This is a genomic window from Streptomyces anulatus (assembly GCF_000721175.1).
GTDB classification, from domain to species: Bacteria; Actinomycetota; Actinomycetes; order Streptomycetales; family Streptomycetaceae; genus Streptomyces; species Streptomyces anulatus_C.
The window spans coordinates 1-19155 of the sequence record NZ_JOEZ01000037.1; the positions used below are offsets into that span (position 1 = coordinate 1).

A 19155-nucleotide genomic window follows, 5' to 3' on the forward strand; every position below is an offset into this window, starting at 1 on the left:
CTGTGGTGCTCAGCCACCGCCGCCACACCGGTGGACGTGGAGCGCTGGTGGCAGTCGTTCCTCCGCAGATTCGATCTCGAGCACACGTTCAGGCTCCTGAAGCAGACCCTCGGCTGGACGGCACCGAAGGTCCGCCACGCCGACAGCGCCGACCTGTGGACCTGGCTCATCATCGCCGCCCACACCCAGCTCCGCCTCACTCGCCCTCTCGCTGAGGACCTGCGCCGGCCCTGGGAACGACCCGCAGAGCCCCGCCGCCTCACTCCCTCCCGCGTCCGGCGGGGGTTTCGCAACGTCCGCGCGACGGCGGCCCGTCCGGCGGCCGCACCGAAACCGTCCAAGCCGGGCCCGGGACGGCCTCCCGGCTCGAAGAACAAGCACCGAGCCAAGCGTCACGACGTCGGCAAGACGGTCAAACGCGCCGAGTCGATCAAGGATCACCAAGCCCGCCGAGGATAAACGCCAAGCTGAGAAGCCGTTGCCATACCGATCATGGAGTCTGTTGATCGAACGGGAGCCTCGATCGGGTGATCGTGGGCCCTGCCCGGCATGAGAGCAGGGCCCGGCGGTATACGGGGAATGTCAAGGGAGCGGACCGCCGCGCGCTGCTACGGTCAGGCGCCATGAGCTGGCTTCCCGACAACTTCGTCCACCCCGTCCGGGTACCGCTGCCGGGCGGTGCCCATCACCTGCGGCCGATCCGTGAGGCGGACACCCCACTCGACTATCCGGCTGTGATGGGTTCGCGCGAGCGGCTGTGGACCATCTTCGGCCTGGCCTGGGGCTGGCCCGCGGCCACCATGACCTACGAGGCCGACCAGGCCGATCTGTTGCGGCACGAGAAGGAGATCGCCGCACACCAGTCCTTCAACTACGCGCTGTTCGACGCGGCGGAGACGGCTCTGCTCGGCTGTGTTTACATCGACCCACCGGAGAGGGTCGGCGCGGACGGCGAGATATCCTGGTGGGTGGTGGACGAGTTGGTGGGCAGCAAGGTCGAGCAGGCCCTCGACGTGCTGGTGCCGCAGTGGATCGCCGCCGACTGGCCGTTCGAGCAGCCGCGCTTCCTCGGCCGCGAGATCTCCTGGTCGGACTGGCTCGCCCTGCCGGAGCATCCCGACACGTAAGTGGTTGTTGCCCGTACCGATCTCGAAGGCTGTCGATCGAACGGGAGTCTCGATCGGGTGACTGCGGCGGTTCTCGCGCGTGAAAGCAGGGCCTCCAGGTAGCTCGGGGGTGCGATTCCATTCCGAGTGGTTCCCGCAGGCCCTGTTGTCTTCGTTGTACGTTCCCGAGCATGTTGACTTCAACGCGCCCGCCGTGTCGTGCGATTGCCTCGCGCACGTGTACGGCAACGCGGCCGACCATCCGGACCGGGTGCGCCGGTATCCGTCGGACATGCCGGACGCGGAGTGGGCGGCCGTCGTTGCTGCCGGTGCCGGCCTGGTTCCAGGGGCGGGGTGGACGGCGAGTTCCACGACCGGCTGCGCGGGACGGTCCGTGAGCGCGAGGGCCGTGAGGCCGAGCCCATAGCGGGATCATCGACGCGCATTCGGTGCGGGCCGCCGCGACGGTGCCGGCCGCCTCACGCGGCTACGACGGCGGAAGAGGGTGCCGGGCCGCAAGCGGCACATCGTGACCGACACCCTCGGCCTGCTCCTGACTGTCGCGGTCACGGCTGCGAACATCGACGACCGAGACGCCGCGGCGGGCCTGCCGATGCGGCTGCGCCGTCTGCACCGCGACATCACCCTCGTGTGGGCCGACGGTGGCTACACCGGCTTCCTCGTCGGCTATTGCCGGGACAAACTCGCCCTGACCTTGGAAAGGCGCCGGACGCGGGGGAACATAGTGTGGGCGTAGCGGGTCATAGCTCGTCACCGGACAGGAGTGCCGGGCGGCTTTTCGCCCACGGTCCCGGTCCCGAGGGGCCGACGGGTGCTTGCCGCGCGCTGCCGTGCCGGACGCAGCCCCCTTTAGTCCGAGCGTGGGTCGGCGGGACCGGTGTCGCCCATGGATCTGCGGTCCTCGTCGGTCCATTTGCGGGTGTCGCGGGGGGCGACGTACGGCTCCTCTGTCTGCGGGTGGCCGCTGATGACGGCTCGCTCACGGGCCATTTCCGCGTCGAATTCCAGGCCGAGCAGAATTGCCAGGTTCGTGATCCACAGCCAGACCAGGAAAATGATCACGCCTGCCAGTGCGCCGTAGGTCTTGTTGTAAGACCCGAAGTTGGCGACGTAGAAGGCGAAGGCGGCCGACGCCACCATCCAGATCAGCAGCGCCAGCAGGCTGCCCAGGGACACGAACTTGAAGCCCCGGCCCTTGGCATTCGGCGCCGCCCAGTACAGGAGCGCAAGCATGATCGTCACCAGCACCACCAGGACGGGCCATTTGGCGATCGACCAGACGGTCATGGCCGTGTCACCGACCCCCAGAGCGGTGCCGAGTTGGCGGGCGATCCCGCCCGAGAGCACGACGATGAGCGCGCTCACACAGGCCAGCACCATCAGCACCAGCGTCAGGCCGACGCGGACCGGGAGCACCTTCCAGGCCGGCCGGCCCTCGGGTACGTCGTACACGGCGTTCGAGGTACGGATGAACGCGGCCACGTAGCCGGACGCGGACCAGAGGGCAGCCAGCAGCCCCACGATGCCCATGACCCAGCCGGCCCCGCTGCTGGACTGCAGCTGGGTCACCGCGTTGGTGAGTACGTCACGCGCCGCTCCCGGGGCGAGCTTCTGCATGTTGTCCAGGACGGTCTGCGTGGTCTCCTTGCCCGCGATACCGAGCAGGGAGACCAGGACAAGCAGAGCCGGGAAGAGGGCCAGGATGCCGTAGTACGTCAGCGCCGCGGCGCGGTCGGACAGCTCGTCCCGCTTGAACTCGCGCAGGGCGCGTCTCAGCACCGCGCCCCACGACCCCTTGCCGAGTTTCGCGGGCGATTCGGGCATGTCACGGTCCGCCTGCGAGTGCGAGCCGGCACCCGGCTGGCTTCCCTCCGGGCCCAGGCTGTCTCGATCGTGCTGTTCGTTCGTCATAGGAATCACACAACCTCAGCGGTGTACGGCCAGCGACCTCACGGCCGCTTCATGCCACCAGGCGGACGAGACGCCCGTCGGGCGGGGGCCCTGGAGCGGAGGGGGCCCGCCTGACTCTTCTTGGCGGAGGATCGGTCCGTGGAGCAGCCGATTCAGCTCCCGGCTTGCCGGGCGGCGTCCTGGCCGACCTCGCGCAGTCCCGTGCCTGCCTCCTGTCCCGCGTCCTGCGCCTTCTGCTTGGTGGTCTGCGCCGCGTTCTGCGCCGTGCTCTTCACCGCGTCCACGGCTTCCGTGGCAGGCCCGCGCATTTCCTCCTTGACGTCCAGGGCGACGTCCTGGGCGGTCTGCTTCACGGGTTCGAGAAGTTCATCGGAGTGTTCGCGGAGCTGAGCGCCGACGCGTTCCTCGACGTCCGTGGTGGGGAGCAACGCGGCCGCGAGCATGCCGGCGCCGAAGGCGATGATGCCCGCCGCCACGGGGCTGCCCTGCGTCTGCCGCGTGAGTTCCTCGGGGGCCTGGCGTACGGATCGGCCCACCTGGTCGGCGGTATGCTTGACCGCGTCCCCCGCCTGCCCGGCGGTGTCCGCGACGCCTTGGGTACCTGAGGCCCTGGTGTCGCTCGCCGCACCCATCACGCCCTCCTTCACACGGGTGATCCGCCGCTGCGTGGCGTCCGCCTTGCGCCGGGCGACCTTTCCCGGGGCGACCTTGTCCGCGAGACGGTCCACGTTGCGGGCGAGGTTGGCCCTGGTGTCTTCCACGTCGGACTTCAGCTCGTCGGGTTGCGTGCCCATTGCGCGTCCTCCTTCAGCGTTTCCACAGTGCGTTCGGGCTTTGCGCTGACCGTCCTGAGGCGTTTGCGGCCGACCACGAAGAGAACGGCCGCCAGGAGCGCCCAGAACCCGGTCACGATGAGCGCGGCCCAAGCCAGGTCGACCACATGCGCGAGTCCGAAGATGGCCGCCAGGCTGCCCATCAGCAGCACCAGGTGCCCGGCGTACCCGGAGCCGGTGAGCATGCCCGCCGCCTTGCCCGCTCGGGTCGCACTCTCCTTGATCTCGGCCTTGGCCAGTTCGACCTCCTCGCGCACCAACTGTGTGAGGTCTCCGCTGATCTCTCCGACCAGCTCTCCGATGGAAGCGTCCGCCGACGGTGCACGGGTGGAACCGGCGGGCGGGGCGTCCGGCTGGGCGACAATATGTTCCGAAGATGGTGTGACCACGGCTCGCTTTCCCCTCTCCCTACGACTGCTGCGGATCCGGATACGGGTCGCTCACCGGGACCGGCCCCGGAGCGATATCTCCTTCGTAGGACGGACTGAGGCGCGGCGAGGCCGACGTCGCGCGGGTACCCTCCGCTCGCGGCGCCTCCCGTCCCGTACCGGCCTGTGGCGCGTCTCGGCCCGTCCTGCCGTCCGTCGTGCTCGCGGGCCGCCCTCCGCCGTCCGCGGACCTGGCACCCTTGGCGAGCCGGGCGGTGGCGAAGCCCGCGAGCGCCGCGCCCGCCAGGAACGCCCCGGGGCGACGGCGCGCGAAGTCCTGCAGGTCACTGAGGAGACCGTCCGGCCCCCTCTCCTCCATGCGGGAGGCGGCCTGGTGCCCGCGGTCCGCTATCTGCTTCACCGCGCCGGCAGCAGAAGAGTCGCCGTCGCTGTTGCGGCTCATGTCGTGCAGTTCGTCGGCCAGCCGCCGTACGTTGTCTGCCAGCCGCTGTGTCTGCGAGCGCGCCTGCTCCTCCAGCTGCTCCCGCAGCTCGCCCACGACGTCCTGGGCCCGTGCCGCGGCCTCACCCGCCACATCGGTTGCCTGTTCCCTGGCGGTGCCCGCCACGTCACCGGCCTTGCCGGCCACCAGATCGGCGCCTTCGCCAGCCTTGTCCCGTGCGGTCTGTGCCGTGCTCGCCGTCGTACCGCTGTCCGGACGGCTCGAATGCTCGAAGTCGCTCAAAGCTCCTCCTAGATCGGCCCTGCTTGGGAAGGTGTGACGCGTCATCCCCCGCTGTCGACATCCCTCTAATGGTTGCAAAAGCGGCGAACATGCGCGATGCGGGGGAACAGGGCGGCGGTCTCGTATCCTGGCCCTCGCGCCGCTACGCGACCGGCCAGGCGGACCCCTGTCCCAGCTTCAGCGCCCCCATCCTGATCCGGCGTACAGCCGCAGTCCGGCAGGTGTTCAGGTTCCGGCTGATCGTGGCGACGAGAGCCCTTTAGCGAGCAGTCCGGCCGCTCCGGGTGAGCGGCCCGAGGCGGCCCACAGGCTGTTGGGGCGCCGTGCAGCCGGGCCCAGAAAGAGGTGGTTGTGAAGGTGTGCTGGCCGGCCCGGGCGGGGACACCCGGCCCCGGCAGTTCGCTCGCTTCAGGTCACGCTGTCGGTCGGCTACGCAGCTGGACGACAACCACGCGGCCGGTGGCCTTCTCGCCGAGCCGGTAGAACTTCACCTGACCCTCGCTGTGCGTGTGCTCCATCCACCCATCGGACTCCAGCTCCCTGCAAGCACGGCTGAAGTGGGGGGCGGGCACGCCCACGAGACTGGCGAGGGTAGCCGCGGTATCAGCTCGACTCTGTGCTCCAGGCCGCCCCGGATCGCGTACGTCATCACGAGGTTCTTCGTCAGGTGCGAGAGGCCGCTCATGCGAGCCCAGAGCTACGAGTTCGGGGTACCCGTTGGTACAGCCAGGCCGCCCGCGTGCCCAAAGGCTCATGCGGCGGAAGGCCACCCGGCTTCGACGAGGACGGCTACAAGAAGCGCAACACCGTTGAAGGGGCGATCAACCGCATGAAGCAGTCCCGGGCGGTGGCAACTCGCCATGACAAACGCAGCTGTGTCTTCCTCGCCACCAAGGCAGCGGCAGCCCTGGTCATCTGGCTCCGGACCTGAACCGGACGCGGCTCAGAGGCCGCCCTCGGCCGGCCGGTGGTGCCCGTTCGGCCGTGGGCAGGGCGCGCGAGCGACCATCGCTGGTCCTCCCAGCCGTGCGCGGCCGGCCCTTTGGCCAGCTCCGCATCGAGCTGGGCGAACTGCTTCTCGCTCAGCCGGGCAGCGACGCAGGTCCCTGCGACCGCAGAGCCTGCGGGCCGACCTCGTCCCACATCCGCCACCATCGCTGCACGGAGGGGACGCTGACCCGCAGGTCCTTGGCGTTCACCGTGCTCGAGCCGCTTCAGGTGAACCACTCGGCCGCCTTGAACCGTAACTCCTCGCGGAACTGCTGCCGTTCGGCATTCAGCCCACCCTCTTGTGGGGACCGCATGCACCCGTGACACCGCACGGACGACGGGCCGTCAGCCCCTACGACTCCACGAGTTCAACCTCAGCTTGACTCTGTCGGGGATCTTGAGGATCCCCGGCGGGGCAGCATGATCAACGGGCATGCTCGGCTCTGTTCAAGATCCGACGCAGTTGTCGAGGTGCCCGTTGTCGCTCCACGCCCGTTCTGGTGAGCAAGTCCCTTCTCTGACCGTGCAGATGGCGCGAGCGAGCAACCCGGGCGGTACAACGGCGATGTGGGTGAGAGACCACCTGGGCGGGCTGTGGCGTGACGAGGACTTCGCCGACTGGTACCCGTGCGACGGCCGCCCGGGGCTTTCGCCCGCCCAGCTGGCCACCGTCTGTGTGCTGCAGTTTCTGCCCGGCATGTCGGACCGGCAGGCGGCCGAGGCGTCCGACTTCCGTGAGCGTCTCACCGGAGGGCGGCCGAGCCGACCGTCTCCTCGATCTCGCGCTCGCGCGCCTGAAGGAGGCCGGTCTCGTCCGCGAGCGCACCACCCAGCGCACGGACTCCACCCACGTCCTGGCCGCGGTGCGCGACCTGACCCGGCTGGAACTGGTCACCGAAGCCGTCCGCGCCGCGCTGGAAGAGCTGGCCGGCACAGCTCCGCACCTGCTGGCCGGCCTGGTCGACGAGGAGTGGGGGCGCCGCTACGGCCGTCCGGTCCGTCTGGGCAAGAACCCCACCCGCCCCAAGACCAGGACCCTTGCCACAGGCGGCGACGCCGTCCGGCTGCTGGAGCACGTCGGGGAGCATGAGGCGGACCGCCTGTCCGGTCCCCGCGTCCGGGCCCTGCAGCAGATCATGGTGCAGAACTACTACCGCGACGGGGCCGGCCGCCTGCGCTGGCGCACCGCCGAGGACGGCGGGCTGCCGCCCTCGGCCGTCGCAGTCGTCTCGCCCTACGACCCGACGGCCCGCTACGCGCGCCGCGGACATGTCACCCGTTGGAAAGGGTTCGTCGCACATCTCACCGAGACCTGTGATCCTGACGGCGTCAACGTGATCACAGATGTGGCCACCACCGACGCCACCAGCTACGACGCGAAGGCTCTGCCCGGCATCCACACCCGGCTGGGGCGCCGCGGGCTCCTGCCCACCGAGCATCTGGTCGACGGCGGCTACACCTCCCTGGTCCATCTGGAACAGGCAGCCCGCGAACACCAGGTCACGGTCACCGGACCGCTGCCGGTCAACTCCACCCGCCAGCACCGCAAGAACGACAGCTTCGGCCGCGACGTATTCCACATCGACTTCGACCGCCAGCAGGTCACCTGCCCGCAGGGCGAGACCAGCGCGGGCTGGCACGGCCCCTACCCGACCTCCTCACCCACCGCGGCACCTCTGATCGTGGCACGGTTCACCAAGAGCCAGTGCCGCCCATGCCCGGTCCGCACCCGCTGCACGACCACCACCGACAGCGCCCGAACCGTGGGCTTTCCCCCGCGAGAACTCCGTGACCTTCCTGGACCAACACGAGATCCCCCGGCCGAGGTCTTGGCGGTCCGCCAGAGACTGAGCGGACGACACCAAGATCCCCGACAGAGTCAAGCTCAGAATCTGTTGTCTTTCCGGGTGTGATCGCCAGGTTTCCGCTGGTCAGGCGTGAAGTTGCTTTCGTTGCAGTAGAGATGACACGTCGTGTTCTCTCTTTGGTGGAGGTGCCGGATGCCGTCGGTGCTGAGGTCGATCAAGGAGCGGGAGGTCGCTGCCCGGCAGCGGGTGGTGTCGCTGCGGGGCGAGCTGGAGGAGTCGGAGGCCGCGCCGGATCGCCTGGTGATCGCGAAGGAGGCGGTGAGTGAGGTGCTGTCCGAAACCGGCGAACCGATGACACCCCGGGCTCCTTCAGCGCCGCCGCTGCGCCAGGCGGCGGCTCATGATCATGGTCATCGACCACAGCACCATCGCCTCGGACGTGTTGGTCCGCGGGAGTCGATGATGCCTGCGGTCGGCTCCGGGTCCCGGCCGGCCGCGGCACGGGTCTTCCCACGCAGCCGGTCGTGGAACGCTTGACCAGGCCCTTGTCCCGCCAGCGGCGGAAGAACGCGTAGACCCGGTCCCGGACGGGGAAGTCCACGGGCATCGCCCGCCACGTGATCCCGTTGTCCACCAGGAAGCGGATCGCGTCGATCATCTGCCAATCGCAGTAGCTCTCCGGCTGCCCGCCACAACCCTCCAGCCAGCCGGGCACCGGCATCGCGGCACGGACCTCGGCCCACTCCGCGTCGCTCATGTCCGAGAGGTAATGACGCCTCCGCTCACCATGGCCGGCCGCGTTCCCATACACATGGGCGAGACAGTCACACGACGAGGTTTCCGGGTTGGACGCCACGGGCACCGGGGCGGAAGGCTGAGGCACAGAGCCTCCTGTCGCTCGAATGGACTTCAACACCCATGAGCTGTGCGCGAGGCCCTGCTTTCATGCCCCGGCCACAAGCCGATCACCCAACCGGGAAACCAAGTTCGACCCGCCAACCGAACCTCTCGGTACGACAACGTCTTCTTACACTCGCTTCTGCAAAGAAAAGGCAAAGGTCGCGTAGGGTGCTCTCCGCGCGAGCGGAGATGGGTCGGCGACTCCGATGGGTGATGCAGGCAGGCACTTCCGGTCGTCCGCCGGAGCGCCGATGTCACCGGCGTCCGCGCAGCCGACCGAACAGGCTGCGAGCCTGGGCGCGCTTGCGCGGGTCGGCCGCGGCACGTCGGGCCGACGTGATCGTCCGCCGCCCCTGGGGGCTGCGGGTGAACTGCGTGAGACGGGCGATGAGTCCAGCCATGGTTCCTCCTTGGAGCGGTATGCCATCCGCCTACCCCCCAAAGACGCGAGGATGCGCGGCCGTCGCACGGAGCAGCAGCAGCCGTTCCCGGGCCGCGACTGGGGATTATCCCCACGGGCGCGCGGGGAACAGTTACCGCTGATCACCATCCCGGTCATCGAGCCGGGACCATCCACGCGAGCGGGGAACAGCGCGCTCATCGGTTTGTGTTGACGGTGGGGTAGGGACCATCCTCGCGCGGGGAGCAGACTTCTTGACCTGTAGCTTCTGCAGGGGGCGGGTGCGGTTCTCGAGCACTTTCGCCGAATCGGGCATATCGACCATGATGTTGGCGCCGCCTCGTGTAACTCCTGACGTGGCATCGAGACTGTCGTCGCAGGAGGATCATGGTCGAGTGCCCGATGGAGCCCCGTGATCGTCGGCGACGGGCTGCCCCGGTGCTGTTCCCGGCACCCGCCGGGCAGGGCCCGTGCCGTCGTACATGGCTGCTGGCGGCGAAGGTGTTCACCCTCAACCACATCGATCCTGAAGTCAGGAAGGCCCCGCCCGCAGCCGGGCATCGGCGCTCAACGCAGCGTCACAGGCCCAGCCCTCCCCGCCGCCGCCCGTCGTCATGCCGTCCTCCCGGTGTGAGGCGGGCTGATCAGTTCAGTGCGTCGGCCCACAATCTGCTGGGATCCTGGTCATGTGTACGAACCGGAGACTCTCGACGGTGTCGAGGCGCACTTGTCCCGCGCAATCCGGCAGACCGGGCGGGGCCGGGTCGCGGTGTCGTGGATGGTCCTGGAGGAACGCGCGGCGCACTGGCTCTTCACGTACAGCGACGCGCACGAAAAGCTTCTGTGGCTCTCCGGTGACTTCAGCAGGGCTGATGCGTTCTCAGGTTGTGAGACGAAGTAGCTCGCGCGCGTGGGCAGGGGGTGGTGACCGGTAGTGGTCACGCGAACCGAACCGTACGCGGACGCATCAGTCACCGTGTGCGAAGCAGGGCCAGAGCGCACGGGTAGGTCGCTCACCCGTCGGCTGCGGCCGTGCCGGTCATCGTCCCCAGCCGTTCAGGGGATACGCGGGCCGCATCCGGCGTGTTTCCCGCCCGGCCGGGGCATCCCTCGGTGCAACGAAAGGGAGACACGATGCCGCTGTATCTATCGAGGTTCACCTACACACCGGAGACTTGGGCGAGGCTGATCGTCCACCCCGAGGACCGCGCAAAGGCCGCTCAGGCGTACATCGAGTCCGCCGGCGGGAAGCTCCACGGCTTCTGGTACGCCTTCGGCACACACGACGGCTACAACCTGTGGGAGGCCCCCGACAACGTGTCTATGGCCGCGGTTGCGCTGGCGATCAGCGGAGGCGGCGCGCTCAGCTCGTTCGAGACGACAGTTCTCCTGACTGTCGATGAAACCATGGATGCCCTGCGCAAAGCCGAACGAGTCCAGTACCGGGCGCCGGGCGCGTAGCGGTCCAGGCCGAGGTGTTCTCTGGTGACGAGATGAGCGGTTCGCCAGGTGTGGTCATTCGCGGGTGATCCGCCGGACTGGAGACGACGAACGCGATTCCTCCCTGACCGGAGTTCCCTTCTACGCCGCGCTCATCGAGTATCTGTACGGCTACCAGTGGCCCATACAGCTAGCGAATCATGGCCGTCATGGCCACCACCTTATGGATCGTGATACTCGTTCTGGCTGTGCTTCTGGTTCTATCGCTGCGACCCAGCCCGGCTCGCTGGTTCCATGCCAACAGCAGAGGTCCCGGATACGCCGCGCAATAACGGATCACAGTGCCTTCGATGACCGGCAGGGCGCCCAGCTCAGCGGTCCAGGCCGAGCGGCGGGTCAGTCTCGGATGGAGGCGGTCCCAGGCCCGTGCGACGGCGGTGCCGTAGAGACGGGTCGCGGTCACCGTCTGCACGTCGGGAGTGTTCCAGGTGGCCGGGTCACCGAAGACGAACTCACCACCGTGACGGGGTGGCCGTCCCCGGGTGCCGGGCTCGCGGGGCGGGACCGCGCGGCGCAGGACCCGGTCCGACCGCATCCGGCCCAAGCACCCGCACCGGGAGGTCCTTCAGCAGGAAGGCCAGGCGGGGCACTTCGTAGCCGGTGTCCACCACGATCAGAATCTCCGGGCCGGTGTCCTTCCACTGTCCGGCCGCGATCAGCCGCTCGATGAGCTCGCGCATCTGCCCGGCGGTGACAGTGGGCAGCGTCGTCTCCCGGCGCCAGCCGTAGTGCGTCCAGCGGCGCGGTCCAGGAACTGCGGCCGGTCTCCAGTGCGCAGATCACCGAGTACGGCCAGCCGGGAACGGGAATGTGCTGGTCCTTGCCCCGCCCGTAGGTGTGGCACAGGATCCGCTGCGGTGAGGTGTGGGCGCTGGGTCGCAGCCAGCAGGTGAGGTCGGCGGCCGGGACCAGCCGGCCGTCCGCTGATCGCGGCAGGGGCACCGCGGCCAGGGCCCGTCGCAGCCGGGCCACATCGACGAGGACTCGTTCGGGCTCCGAGGTTAAAGATCAAGCTAGGGACTGTTTCGAAAGTGCATAGACGACTCAAGATCCGCTTCTTGGAGCACGGTATCGAGGGTCAAGAGTGCCGTTGAAGGAACTGCACGATCGCGAGGTTCACGCTGTCCGGCTCCTGCTCTGCGGGGTAGTGGCCGGATTGCTCGAAGACGAGTGGGGTGACATCGGTGGCAAGGGTGGCCATTCCATCCGCGACTGCCGTCCCCATCGCGTGTCTGCCTCCGACCGCCAGGACAGGCGTTGGAATCGGCTGGGCGGCAAGGGCTTGAATGGCATCGACATCTTCTGACCTGGTGCGGTAATAGGCCAGCCCGGCGTTCAGTACACCTGGAGTGCTGTACGCCTCGATGTAGGCCGGAAGGGTGTCTGGGTCGAGGCCGCTTGGCCCGGCGCTCTGTTCCAGAAACGTGCCGTAGTAAGCCGCTTCCCGGCCGGGCACGAGCTTCTCCGCGAGGCCGAGGGTACGGTTGAACGGGCCGTGCCAGGATGGGTAGTAGTCCCGGCCGGCCTCGGGAATCTCGACATCGACACCGGGAAGGATTTCTTCCTCGACCACGAGCCCGCTGACCGATTCCGGCGCCTGGGCCGCGATGAGGTATCCGACCGTCGCACCCCAGTCGTGACCGATGACGGCGAAGCGCGTGACGCCCTCCTGTGCCAGCCGTGCCCGGACACCGTCGGCAAGTGCCATCTTGCGGAAGTCGGTCACGCCGGAGTCGGGAGCGGTGCCCAGCCCGGGAAGCGTGACCGGCACTGCGGTGATACCGGCGGCATCGAGTGCCGGAATAAGGTATCGCCAGTGGTCGGCCGTGACCGGCCAGCCGTGCAACAGCACCGCCGTCGGGGTTCGATTCTCGCTCATCGCCCTATGATGCCCCTACTCCGGAACACTCGTTCGCCCGCCTGGCGCTGATGCCACAAGGCCTGTCGCGGATGCGCTGGTCACAGACACTCGTTGATGGCCGCGACCAGCACTGTCGCCTCGTAGCGCACGGCCAGCCGCCTACAGACGCGCCACCATTTTTTCGAGAAGGTCAAGATCAATCCCACACGACTACCGGACCGCAGGCCAAGCACCGGACGACCGAACCGAGCACGTCAGCACACCACGCCCATCACGCCCGCGCGCAACCGCTTCAGCCGTCCTGAATCCCACCCCAAAGACGGGACACCAGACCAGGACAGCCCGACTCCCCGAAGATCACTGCTCCGTCACAGGTCTCAGTCGGCGCCCTGGTCGCCCGGGTCGCTCCCGCGCCGCGCGCGCCGGACGCTCGCCTCCGCGCTGTCGAGGAGCATTTCCAGTGCCGTGGGGTAGGCGCTGTCGTTCATCCTCGCCACCAGCAGCGGCGCGGTGGCGGCGATGTTCGGGTGGGTCTCCGCGGGCAGCCGGGCGTAGGTGGCGCGCCAGACCTCCCCGTCGGCGGCCCGGGCCGCTTCGGGCAGGGCAAGGCTCGCGGCGTCCAGTGCGGCGAAGGCGAGTGCCTGGTCGACGAACGCCTGGTAGATGCGTACGACGTCCGTGTCGGGCAGTCCGGTCGACCGCAGGATGCCGAGGACCGCCTCGTCGCCGGCGATCTCGTTGGCCCGGCCGCTGACCCGGCTGGCGGTCAGCACCGCGGCCTGCGGGTGGGCGAGGTAGGCGGTGTGGATGCGCAGGCCCACCTCGCGCAGGTCCTTCCGCCACGCTCCGCCGGGCCGCCATCCGCGCATCGCGCGTCCGATCAGTTCGTCGGCGATGGCCAGGGTCAGGTCGTCGATGCCTCGGAAGTAGCGGTAGAGGGTGCTCGGGTCGGCTCCGAGCGCCACGCCCAGGCGTCGCACGGTCAGTCCGTCCCTGCCGTGTTCGTGGAGCATCCGCAGAGCCGTCTCGACGACGAGCTGCTGGGTGACCAACACGCCCTGCCTGGTCGCCCGTCTGCGCCGGCGCCTTTCCTCCGGAACCACTTCTTTCGCCATCGGAGCCCTTCTTCCGTCTCGACACCGGCACCCTCCTGCCGGTGGCCGACCTTATGCCAACAACGTTGACCTTACTCAAGTGCACCCCTTTCATGGACGAATCCAAGGGCACCGGCCCACACGGCCCGGCTCTCTGACGAAAGGCACATCCGCCATGCGCGTACTGCTCGTCGGCGCAGGTGGCGTGGGCACGGCGATCACCAGGATCGCCGCCCGCCGCTCGTTCTTCGACCACATGATCGTCACCGACTACGACCTCCCCCGGGCCGAGGCTGCGGTGGCCGCGCTCGGCGGGGAGAAGACCCGGTTCACCGCGCTGCGCGTCGACGCCTCGGACCGGGCGGCGGTCACCGCCCTCCTCGCCGAGCAGCGGTGCGACATCCTCGTGAACGCCACCGACCCCCGGTTCGTGATGCCGTTGTTCGAAGCGGCGCTGGCCGCCGGCGTCGACTATCTGGACATGGCCATGTCTCTCTCCTCGCCGCATCCGGAGCGCCCGTACGAGGAGTGCGGGGTCAAGCTCGGCGACGGGCAGTTCGAGCGCGCCGCCGCGTGGGAGAAGGCCGGCCGGCTCGCGCTCGTCGGTGTCGGCGTGGAGCCGGGACTCTCCGACGTCTTCGCCCGGTACGCCGCGGACGAGCTGTTCGACGCGATCGAGGAGATCGGCGTCCGGGACGGTGCGAATCTTGACGTCGAGGGCTATGACTTCGCCCCGTCGTTCTCGATCTGGACGACGATCGAGGAGTGCCTGAACCCGCCGGTGGTCTGGGAGAAGGACCGGGGCTGGTTCACCACGGCCCCGTTCAGCGAGCCGGAGGTCTTCGACTTCCCCGAGGGCATCGGTCCGGTCGAATGCGTCAACGTCGAGCACGAGGAGGTTCTGCTGATCCCGCGCTGGGTGGAGGCTCGGCGGGTCACCTTCAAGTACGGGCTGGGCGACGAGTTCATCGAGACCCTGAAGACCCTCCACAAGCTCGGTCTCGACCGCACGGACAGGGTGAGCGTGCCCGGCGGTGCGGTGTCGCCGCGTGATGTGGTCGCGGCCTGTCTGCCCGACCCGGCCTCCCTCGGTGAGCTGATGCACGGGAAGACCTGTGCCGGCACCTGGGTCAAGGGCACGAAGGACGGCGGGCCCCGCGAGGTGTACCTCTACCACGTGGTCGACAACCAGTGGTCGATGCGTGAGTACGGTTCCCAGGCCGTGGTCTGGCAGACGGCCGTCAATCCGGTGATCGCCCTGGAGCTCGTGGCGAACGGCACCTGGAGCGGCACGGGCGTGCTCGGCGCCGAGGCGCTGGACCCGCGCCCGTTCCTCGATCTGCTCGTCGAGTACGGATCCCCTTGGGGCCTGCGCGAGCAGTGAGCGCGGGCCGCCCTGCGGCCCGTCGGAAGAAGGTCGAGAAGTTCTCGGGCGACGATGTCGAGAACCCGTATCCGGCTCCGTCCCCGTAGTGAGAGCGGCCAGAATGGGTCGCACGGCACCGAGGAGAACATCATGGCCAAGTACCTGCTGCTCAAGCACTACCGCGGAGCCCCGGCCGCGGTCAACGACGTACCGATGGACCGGTGGACGCCCGAGGAGATCTCGGCGCACATGCAGTACATGCAGGACTTCGCGGACCGGCTGGAGAAGACCGGCGAGTTCGTCGACGGTCAGGCGCTCGCCCCCGAGGGCGCGTGGGTCCGGTACGACGGTGAGGGCCGCCCGCCGGTCACCGACGGGCCGTTCGCCGAGACCAAGGACCTCATCGCGGGCTGGATGGTCATCGACGTCGACGGCTACGACCGTGCCGTCGAGCTGGCCGGGGAGCTGTCGGCCGCTCCGGGGGCGGGCGGGAAGCCGATCCACGAGTGGCTGGAGGTACGCCCGTTCCTGTCCGCTTCGCCCACCATCACGGAGTGACACCCCGATGAACGAGGCCCTCCTGCGGAGCCTCACGCCGAGCGTCCTCGGCATCCTCGTCCGCCGTGGAGCTGACTTCGCGGCGGCCGAGGACGCCGTGCAGGACGCCCTGGTCGAGGCGGTCCGCGTCTGGCGGGACGACCGCTCCCCAAGCTCCCGGCTTCGCCCGGGCAGGGGAGACCCCATCCGGGACCCCATCCGGGACCCGAAGGGCTGGCTGGTCACCATGGCCTGGCGGCGGTTCCTCGACGCGACCCGCGCCGAGGCGGCCCGGCGCAGGCGGGAGGACCTCGTCGACGAGGAGCCCGCACCCGGACCCGCGCCCACGGTGGACGACACGCTCCAGCTCTACTTCCTGTGCGCCCACCCGTCGCTGACGCCGTCGTCCGCCGTCGCCCTCACACTGCGCGCCGTCGGCGGGCTCACGACCCGCCAGATCGCCCGGGCGTATCTGGTGCCCGAGGCGACCATGGCCCAGCGCATCAGCCGGGCGAAGCGCACCGTCTCCGGTGTGAGGTTCGATCAGCCCGGCGATGTCGCCACCGTGCTGCGCGTCCTGTATCTCGTCTTCAACGAGGGCTACTCCGGTGAGGTCGACCTCGCCGCCGAGGCGATCCGGCTCACCCGGCAGCTCGCGGTTTCGTTCGACCACCCGGAGGTGGCGGGGCTACTCGCCCTCATGCTGCTCCACCACGCCCGGCGCGCCACCCGGACCGCGCCCGACGGGAGTCTGGTACCGCTCGCGGAGCAGGACCGGGGGCGCTGGGACACCGGAATGATCGGGGAGGGCGTCGGGATCCTGCAGGCGGCCCTCGCCCGCGACCGGCTGGGCGAGTTCCAGGCCCAGGCCGCCATCGCGGCGCTCCACGCCGACGCGTCGGCCGCCGAGGAGACCGACTGGGTGCAGATCGTCGAGTGGTACGACGAGCTCGCGGATCTCACGGACAGCCCGGTCGTCCGGCTCAACCGGGCAGTGGCCGTCGGCGAGGCCGACGGTCCGCGCGCCGGGCTGACCGAACTCGCCGCGCTGAGCGACTCGTTGCCCCGCCATACGGCGGTGGCCGCGTATCTCCACGAGCGCGCCGGCGACCTGGCGACCGCGGCACGTCTGTACGCGGAGGCCGCCCACCAGGCCCCCACCCTCGCCGAGCACGACCATCTGACGCGCCAGGCCGCGCGGCTCAACGCGGGCCGTCCGCGTTGAGCCGGGCCGGAGTTACGGTTCCGAAGCCAGGAACGGTGTAGGGCTCCGTGGCGTCGGTCCCGCCCGGTGTACGCGTCAGGAGGCGCCGGTCCCGCCCGGTGTGGTGCTCAGGCGCGGGCAGCGCAGCATCTCCAGCGGCGGGCCGGCGTGGAGGTCCGCCCAGAAGTGCGCGCCGAACCTGCGCAGTCCACCTCAGACACCTCCAGGGGGACCCAGGCCACGTCGCTGAGTCCGGCCGCCGCCCGCAGACACTTCTCCCAGACCTCACGACGCGTGCAGACAGTGACGTAGCCGGTCGGCGAGTCGAGGAGCGCCGTGATACGGACGCGCGGTCCGGTCTCGGCCTCCTCGCCGGTCAGCGCGGAGCCGAAGCCGTACGGGATCGGGGACGGGCCGTCGAAGCGGAAGTCGGGTGACGGGGCGAGCACGAAGAACTCGCCACCGGGCGTCGGATTCCGGTGCAACGTTGCGGCACATCCGCTCCATGGCGGTGATGTCCTCCGCGTAGTTGAGCAGTTGGACGGCCAGGTGGACGTCGAAGGTCCGCCCGAGGGAGGGCAGGTTCGGAGACGTCGCCGACCTCGTAGCGCACGCCCGGCGGATCACGTCGTTCCAACCCCCGCGCCGCGGCCACCATTTCACCGGAGATTTCGACGCCGAGCACGTCCGTGGCACCGCGCCGCCCCAATTCCCTGTTGGAGAAGCCGGTACCGGATGCCAGGTCGCGGACCGTCCTTCGTCCCGCCCTTGGCTTCGGCCGCCCCGTCCCGGGTCTTCGCGCGGCTCCGGCGGACAGTCTCGCGCGCCGTCGGCCGGCCGCCGTACTGGCAGAAGCCACAAGATCGCGGGCTTCCTCCCGGCGTCGCGTATGGGTCGGCGGGCTCCCATCCCGACCGGCCGTCCGGCGGTTCGCGACAGCGACAGCAGCGGAGGCGGAGGCAGCACCGGCACCGGGCACCGGTGGCGAAGAACCGCACGGTCGCGCGAGTCGATCACTCGATCGTGACTTCCGCCCCTCCGGTGCACGGGGCGACGCGATGCTGTGGGAAGGGCGCGTGACCTGCGCCGTCGGCAGCTGCGGGGGTGGGGAGTGGCATGAAGCCAGACATGACGGGCGAGGCAGGACGCGGGGATATGGACGAGCGGGTGGTCCTGCTCGTGGCGGGGGCGGCCGATCTGGCGGTGAGCGCGGTGGGGTCGGCCCTGGGGGCCGTCCGAGGTCTGCTGCGCCGCTCGGACGCAGCGGAGCTGGCGGCGGAGGCCGAGCAGGAACTGATGGCGCGCGGGCGGCTGGCGCTGGACCGGTACGCCGCCCCGCCCCCGGCCCATCTGGAGCTCCTCGCCCGGCACGCCGTTGCCCGGCGGGCCTCCGATGACGCCTGACCGGTGGGACGCGTCCGCGTTCAAGGCGCGGGTCGACGAGGTGCTGCACCCCTTCGTCGCCCGGGAGGCCGGCCTGTTCGCGGCGATCGACCCGTCCCTGGCCCCGGTGGCCGCGCAGGTGGAAGCGGTCGTCGCGGACGGCAAGCGGCTGCGGGCGGCGTTCTGCTACTGGGGGTGGCGGGCGGTGGGGCAGCCGGACAGCACCGCGCTGGTGCGGGCGGCCGCCTCCCTGGAGCTGGTCCATGCCGCCGCGGTCGTGCACGACGACCTCATCGACGACAGCGCGCTGCGGCACGGCCGGCCCACCGCCCACATCGCGCTGCGCGGTGCTGTGCTCCGTCGCCCGCGTTCCGTCGCCGCCGCCAGGTCGCTGGCGATGCTGGTGGGGGATCTGCTGATGGGTCTTGCCGGGCAGCTGTTCGCCGCCAGCGGTCTGCCCGCCGCCTATCTGGGCCGGGCCCGCCCGCTGTGGTCGGTGCTGGGCCGGGAGCTGATCGCGGGCGAGTGCCTGGAGATCCTGCGTACCGGAGCGGAGCCGGACACCGAGGCCTCCCTGCAGGTGATCCGGTACAAGACCGCCAAGTACACGGTCGAGCAGCCCCTGTTGATCGGCGGCGCCCTGGCCGGGGCGGGCGGTCGGCTGCGCGAGGGCTACTCCGCGTACGGGCTGCCGCTGGGCGAGGCGTTCCAGCTGAGGGACGATCTGCTCGGGCTGTTCGGAGAACCCGGACGCACCGGCAAGGCCAACGCCGACGACGTATGCGGCCACCGGCCCACCGCCCTGCTCGCGGAGACCTGGCGTGTCGCCGGTGACGGCGACCGGGACCGACTCCGGAGCCTCCTGGGGCGACGCGACCTCGACGAGGACGGGCTGCACGCGGTACGCGAAGTGATGCGGCGGCTGAAGGCCCCTGGCCTCGTCGAGGACATGATCACGGCGCGGGTCGAGGAGGCCCTCGGCGCCCTCCACGAGTTGGACGTGCCCCCGGGTGCGGCCGACGCCCTGACCGCGCTGGCGAACTCGGCGACCGCCCGGCTGTCCTGACCCTCGCCGGCCGCACACCGCACCGCATCCCCCGCCCCGCCCCGAGGACAAGGAACTCCGTC

General features: G+C 69.7%; 21 protein-coding genes and 5 pseudogenes. 14 read left to right on the forward strand and 12 right to left on the reverse strand.

All coding sequences use genetic code 11. The features are described from left to right. The 3 genes and pseudogenes from IG90_RS0132265 to IG90_RS46310 form a co-directional block, all read left to right on the forward strand. Positions 1-459: pseudogene (locus IG90_RS0132265) on the forward strand (NF041680 family putative transposase); the annotation flags it as partial. Between the two features lie 164 nt (positions 460-623). Further along, positions 624-1127, forward strand: coding sequence for a GNAT family N-acetyltransferase (locus IG90_RS0132270; RefSeq protein ID WP_030592663.1), 504 nt, complete (start codon positions 624-626; stop codon positions 1125-1127). Positions 1128-1611: 484 nt separating this feature from the next. Next, positions 1612-1863, forward strand: a complete 252-nt coding sequence (locus tag IG90_RS46310; protein WP_411572665.1) for a transposase — start codon at positions 1612-1614, stop codon at positions 1861-1863. 113 nt (positions 1864-1976) lie between these two features. Here IG90_RS46310 and IG90_RS0132280 read toward each other — a convergent pair whose 3' ends face one another. The 4 genes from IG90_RS0132280 to IG90_RS0132295 all read right to left on the reverse strand — a co-directional run bounded on the left by IG90_RS0132280 (position 1977) and on the right by IG90_RS0132295 (position 4984). After that, entirely contained in the window at positions 1977-2951 is a 975-nt protein-coding gene (locus IG90_RS0132280; RefSeq protein WP_233436208.1) for a YihY/virulence factor BrkB family protein, read from the reverse strand. 239 nt (positions 2952-3190) lie between these two features. Next, a complete protein-coding gene (locus IG90_RS0132285) occupies positions 3191-3832 on the reverse strand; it encodes a DUF3618 domain-containing protein (RefSeq protein WP_030592668.1) in 642 nt (213 codons plus the stop codon). Continuing rightward, positions 3808-4260, reverse strand: coding sequence for a phage holin family protein (locus IG90_RS0132290; protein WP_030592671.1), 453 nt, complete (start codon positions 4258-4260; stop codon positions 3808-3810). Before IG90_RS0132290 ends, IG90_RS0132285 begins: the two co-directional genes overlap by 25 nt. A gap of 19 nt (positions 4261-4279) precedes the next feature. Continuing rightward, complete coding sequence (locus IG90_RS0132295; RefSeq protein WP_030592673.1) at positions 4280-4984, reverse strand: hypothetical protein; 705 nt, start codon at positions 4982-4984, stop codon at positions 4280-4282. Positions 4985-5723: 739 nt separating this feature from the next. On the opposite strand from IG90_RS0132295, the gene IG90_RS46315 reads away from it, so the two are divergent. Then, positions 5724-5915, forward strand: coding sequence for a hypothetical protein (locus tag IG90_RS46315; protein WP_233436207.1), 192 nt, complete (start codon positions 5724-5726; stop codon positions 5913-5915). A gap of 62 nt (positions 5916-5977) precedes the next feature. On the opposite strand, the pseudogene IG90_RS47185 reads toward IG90_RS46315, so the two are convergent. Further along, a pseudogene (locus tag IG90_RS47185) lies at positions 5978-6288 on the reverse strand (IS630 family transposase); the annotation flags it as partial. Positions 6289-6539: 251 nt separating this feature from the next. Here IG90_RS47185 and IG90_RS47295 point away from each other — a divergent pair. From IG90_RS47295 to IG90_RS46320, 3 genes and pseudogenes are all read left to right on the forward strand, one after another. Beyond that, a pseudogene (locus IG90_RS47295) lies at positions 6540-6644 on the forward strand (hypothetical protein); the annotation flags it as partial. 64 nt (positions 6645-6708) lie between these two features. Further along, positions 6709-7887, forward strand: a complete 1179-nt coding sequence (locus tag IG90_RS39960; RefSeq protein ID WP_233436206.1) for a transposase — start codon at positions 6709-6711, stop codon at positions 7885-7887. Between the two features lie 87 nt (positions 7888-7974). Continuing rightward, a complete protein-coding gene (locus tag IG90_RS46320; RefSeq protein WP_106973038.1) occupies positions 7975-8319 on the forward strand; it encodes a hypothetical protein in 345 nt (114 codons plus the stop codon). Positions 8320-8371: 52 nt separating this feature from the next. Here the strand turns inward: IG90_RS46320 and IG90_RS46325 are convergent. Then, positions 8372-8539: pseudogene (locus tag IG90_RS46325) on the reverse strand (transposase); the annotation flags it as partial. 397 nt (positions 8540-8936) lie between these two features. Next, positions 8937-9083: a hypothetical protein gene (locus tag IG90_RS44990; RefSeq protein WP_167345018.1), complete on the reverse strand. Its 147-nt coding sequence runs from the start codon at positions 9081-9083 to the stop codon at positions 8937-8939. Positions 9084-9770: 687 nt separating this feature from the next. Between IG90_RS44990 and IG90_RS45340 the strand changes: the two genes are divergently transcribed. Together IG90_RS45340 and IG90_RS0132325 are read left to right on the forward strand one after the other, a co-directional pair. Continuing rightward, positions 9771-9983, forward strand: a complete 213-nt coding sequence (locus IG90_RS45340) for a hypothetical protein (RefSeq protein WP_030592676.1) — start codon at positions 9771-9773, stop codon at positions 9981-9983. Positions 9984-10216: 233 nt separating this feature from the next. Continuing rightward, on the forward strand, positions 10217-10543 hold the full coding sequence (locus tag IG90_RS0132325) for a GYD domain-containing protein (RefSeq protein WP_030592679.1): 327 nt from the start codon (positions 10217-10219) through the stop codon (positions 10541-10543). Positions 10544-10811: 268 nt separating this feature from the next. Here IG90_RS0132325 and IG90_RS46330 read toward each other — a convergent pair. From IG90_RS46330 to IG90_RS0132340, 3 genes and pseudogenes are all read right to left on the reverse strand, one after another. Further along, positions 10812-11560 (reverse strand): annotated as a pseudogene (locus IG90_RS46330) (transposase); the annotation flags it as partial. Between the two features lie 100 nt (positions 11561-11660). Continuing rightward, positions 11661-12461 (reverse strand): alpha/beta fold hydrolase, encoded by an 801-nt coding sequence (locus IG90_RS0132335; RefSeq protein ID WP_030592682.1) that lies wholly within the window; start codon positions 12459-12461, stop codon positions 11661-11663. Between the two features lie 359 nt (positions 12462-12820). After that, positions 12821-13558: a TetR/AcrR family transcriptional regulator gene (locus IG90_RS0132340; RefSeq protein WP_030592685.1), complete on the reverse strand. Its 738-nt coding sequence runs from the start codon at positions 13556-13558 to the stop codon at positions 12821-12823. Positions 13559-13712: 154 nt separating this feature from the next. Here IG90_RS0132340 and IG90_RS0132345 point away from each other — a divergent pair, with 154 nt between their 5' ends. From IG90_RS0132345 to IG90_RS0132355, 3 genes are all read left to right on the forward strand, one after another. Continuing rightward, on the forward strand, positions 13713-14921 hold the full coding sequence (locus tag IG90_RS0132345) for a saccharopine dehydrogenase family protein (RefSeq protein ID WP_030592688.1): 1209 nt from the start codon (positions 13713-13715) through the stop codon (positions 14919-14921). A 132-nt stretch (positions 14922-15053) separates the two neighbouring features. Then, entirely contained in the window at positions 15054-15461 is a 408-nt protein-coding gene (locus IG90_RS0132350; RefSeq protein ID WP_030592691.1) for a YciI family protein, read from the forward strand. A 7-nt stretch (positions 15462-15468) separates the two neighbouring features. After that, complete coding sequence (locus IG90_RS0132355; protein ID WP_030592694.1) at positions 15469-16665, forward strand: RNA polymerase sigma factor; 1197 nt, start codon at positions 15469-15471, stop codon at positions 16663-16665. A gap of 107 nt (positions 16666-16772) precedes the next feature. Here IG90_RS0132355 and IG90_RS46335 read toward each other — a convergent pair whose 3' ends face one another. Together IG90_RS46335 and IG90_RS46960 are read right to left on the reverse strand one after the other, a co-directional pair. Then, positions 16773-17129: a hypothetical protein gene (locus IG90_RS46335; protein WP_051860346.1), complete on the reverse strand. Its 357-nt coding sequence runs from the start codon at positions 17127-17129 to the stop codon at positions 16773-16775. Then, a complete protein-coding gene (locus IG90_RS46960) occupies positions 17021-17623 on the reverse strand; it encodes a class I SAM-dependent methyltransferase (protein WP_324604321.1) in 603 nt (200 codons plus the stop codon). The genes IG90_RS46335 and IG90_RS46960 overlap by 109 nt, the downstream gene beginning before the upstream one ends. Before the next feature lie 149 nt (positions 17624-17772). Between IG90_RS46960 and IG90_RS0132365 the strand changes: the two genes are divergently transcribed. Next, positions 17773-18048 carry a hypothetical protein gene (locus IG90_RS0132365; RefSeq protein WP_030592697.1) on the forward strand — a complete coding sequence of 92 codons (276 nt, stop codon included), beginning with the start codon at positions 17773-17775 and terminating at the stop codon, positions 18046-18048. Then, on the forward strand, positions 18038-19093 hold the full coding sequence (locus tag IG90_RS0132370) for a polyprenyl synthetase family protein (RefSeq protein ID WP_030592699.1): 1056 nt from the start codon (positions 18038-18040) through the stop codon (positions 19091-19093). Before IG90_RS0132365 ends, IG90_RS0132370 begins: the two co-directional genes overlap by 11 nt. Positions 19094-19155 lie beyond the last annotated feature (62 nt).

Excerpts from the sequence above, each read along its gene's own strand:
- IG90_RS0132350 (WP_030592691.1), top strand. The coding sequence starts at position 15,054 with ATGGCCAAGTACCTGCTGCTCAAGCACTACCGCGGAGCCCCGGCCGCG.
- IG90_RS0132285 (WP_030592668.1), bottom strand. The coding sequence starts at position 3,832 with ATGGGCACGCAACCCGACGAGCTGAAGTCCGACGTGGAAGACACCAGG.
- IG90_RS0132340 (WP_030592685.1), bottom strand. The coding sequence starts at position 13,558 with ATGGCGAAAGAAGTGGTTCCGGAGGAAAGGCGCCGGCGCAGACGGGCG.
- IG90_RS46320 (WP_106973038.1), top strand. The coding sequence starts at position 7,975 with ATGCCGTCGGTGCTGAGGTCGATCAAGGAGCGGGAGGTCGCTGCCCGG.
- IG90_RS44990 (WP_167345018.1), bottom strand. The coding sequence starts at position 9,083 with ATGGCTGGACTCATCGCCCGTCTCACGCAGTTCACCCGCAGCCCCCAG.
- IG90_RS0132335 (WP_030592682.1), bottom strand. The coding sequence starts at position 12,461 with ATGAGCGAGAATCGAACCCCGACGGCGGTGCTGTTGCACGGCTGGCCG.
- IG90_RS0132270 (WP_030592663.1), top strand. The coding sequence starts at position 624 with ATGAGCTGGCTTCCCGACAACTTCGTCCACCCCGTCCGGGTACCGCTG.
- IG90_RS0132325 (WP_030592679.1), top strand. The coding sequence starts at position 10,217 with ATGCCGCTGTATCTATCGAGGTTCACCTACACACCGGAGACTTGGGCG.
- IG90_RS0132280 (WP_233436208.1), bottom strand. The coding sequence starts at position 2,951 with ATGCCCGAATCGCCCGCGAAACTCGGCAAGGGGTCGTGGGGCGCGGTG.
- IG90_RS0132370 (WP_030592699.1), top strand. The coding sequence starts at position 18,038 with ATGACGCCTGACCGGTGGGACGCGTCCGCGTTCAAGGCGCGGGTCGAC.
- IG90_RS0132345 (WP_030592688.1), top strand. The coding sequence starts at position 13,713 with ATGCGCGTACTGCTCGTCGGCGCAGGTGGCGTGGGCACGGCGATCACC.
- IG90_RS0132355 (WP_030592694.1), top strand. The coding sequence starts at position 15,469 with ATGAACGAGGCCCTCCTGCGGAGCCTCACGCCGAGCGTCCTCGGCATC.
- IG90_RS0132365 (WP_030592697.1), top strand. The coding sequence starts at position 17,773 with ATGACGGGCGAGGCAGGACGCGGGGATATGGACGAGCGGGTGGTCCTG.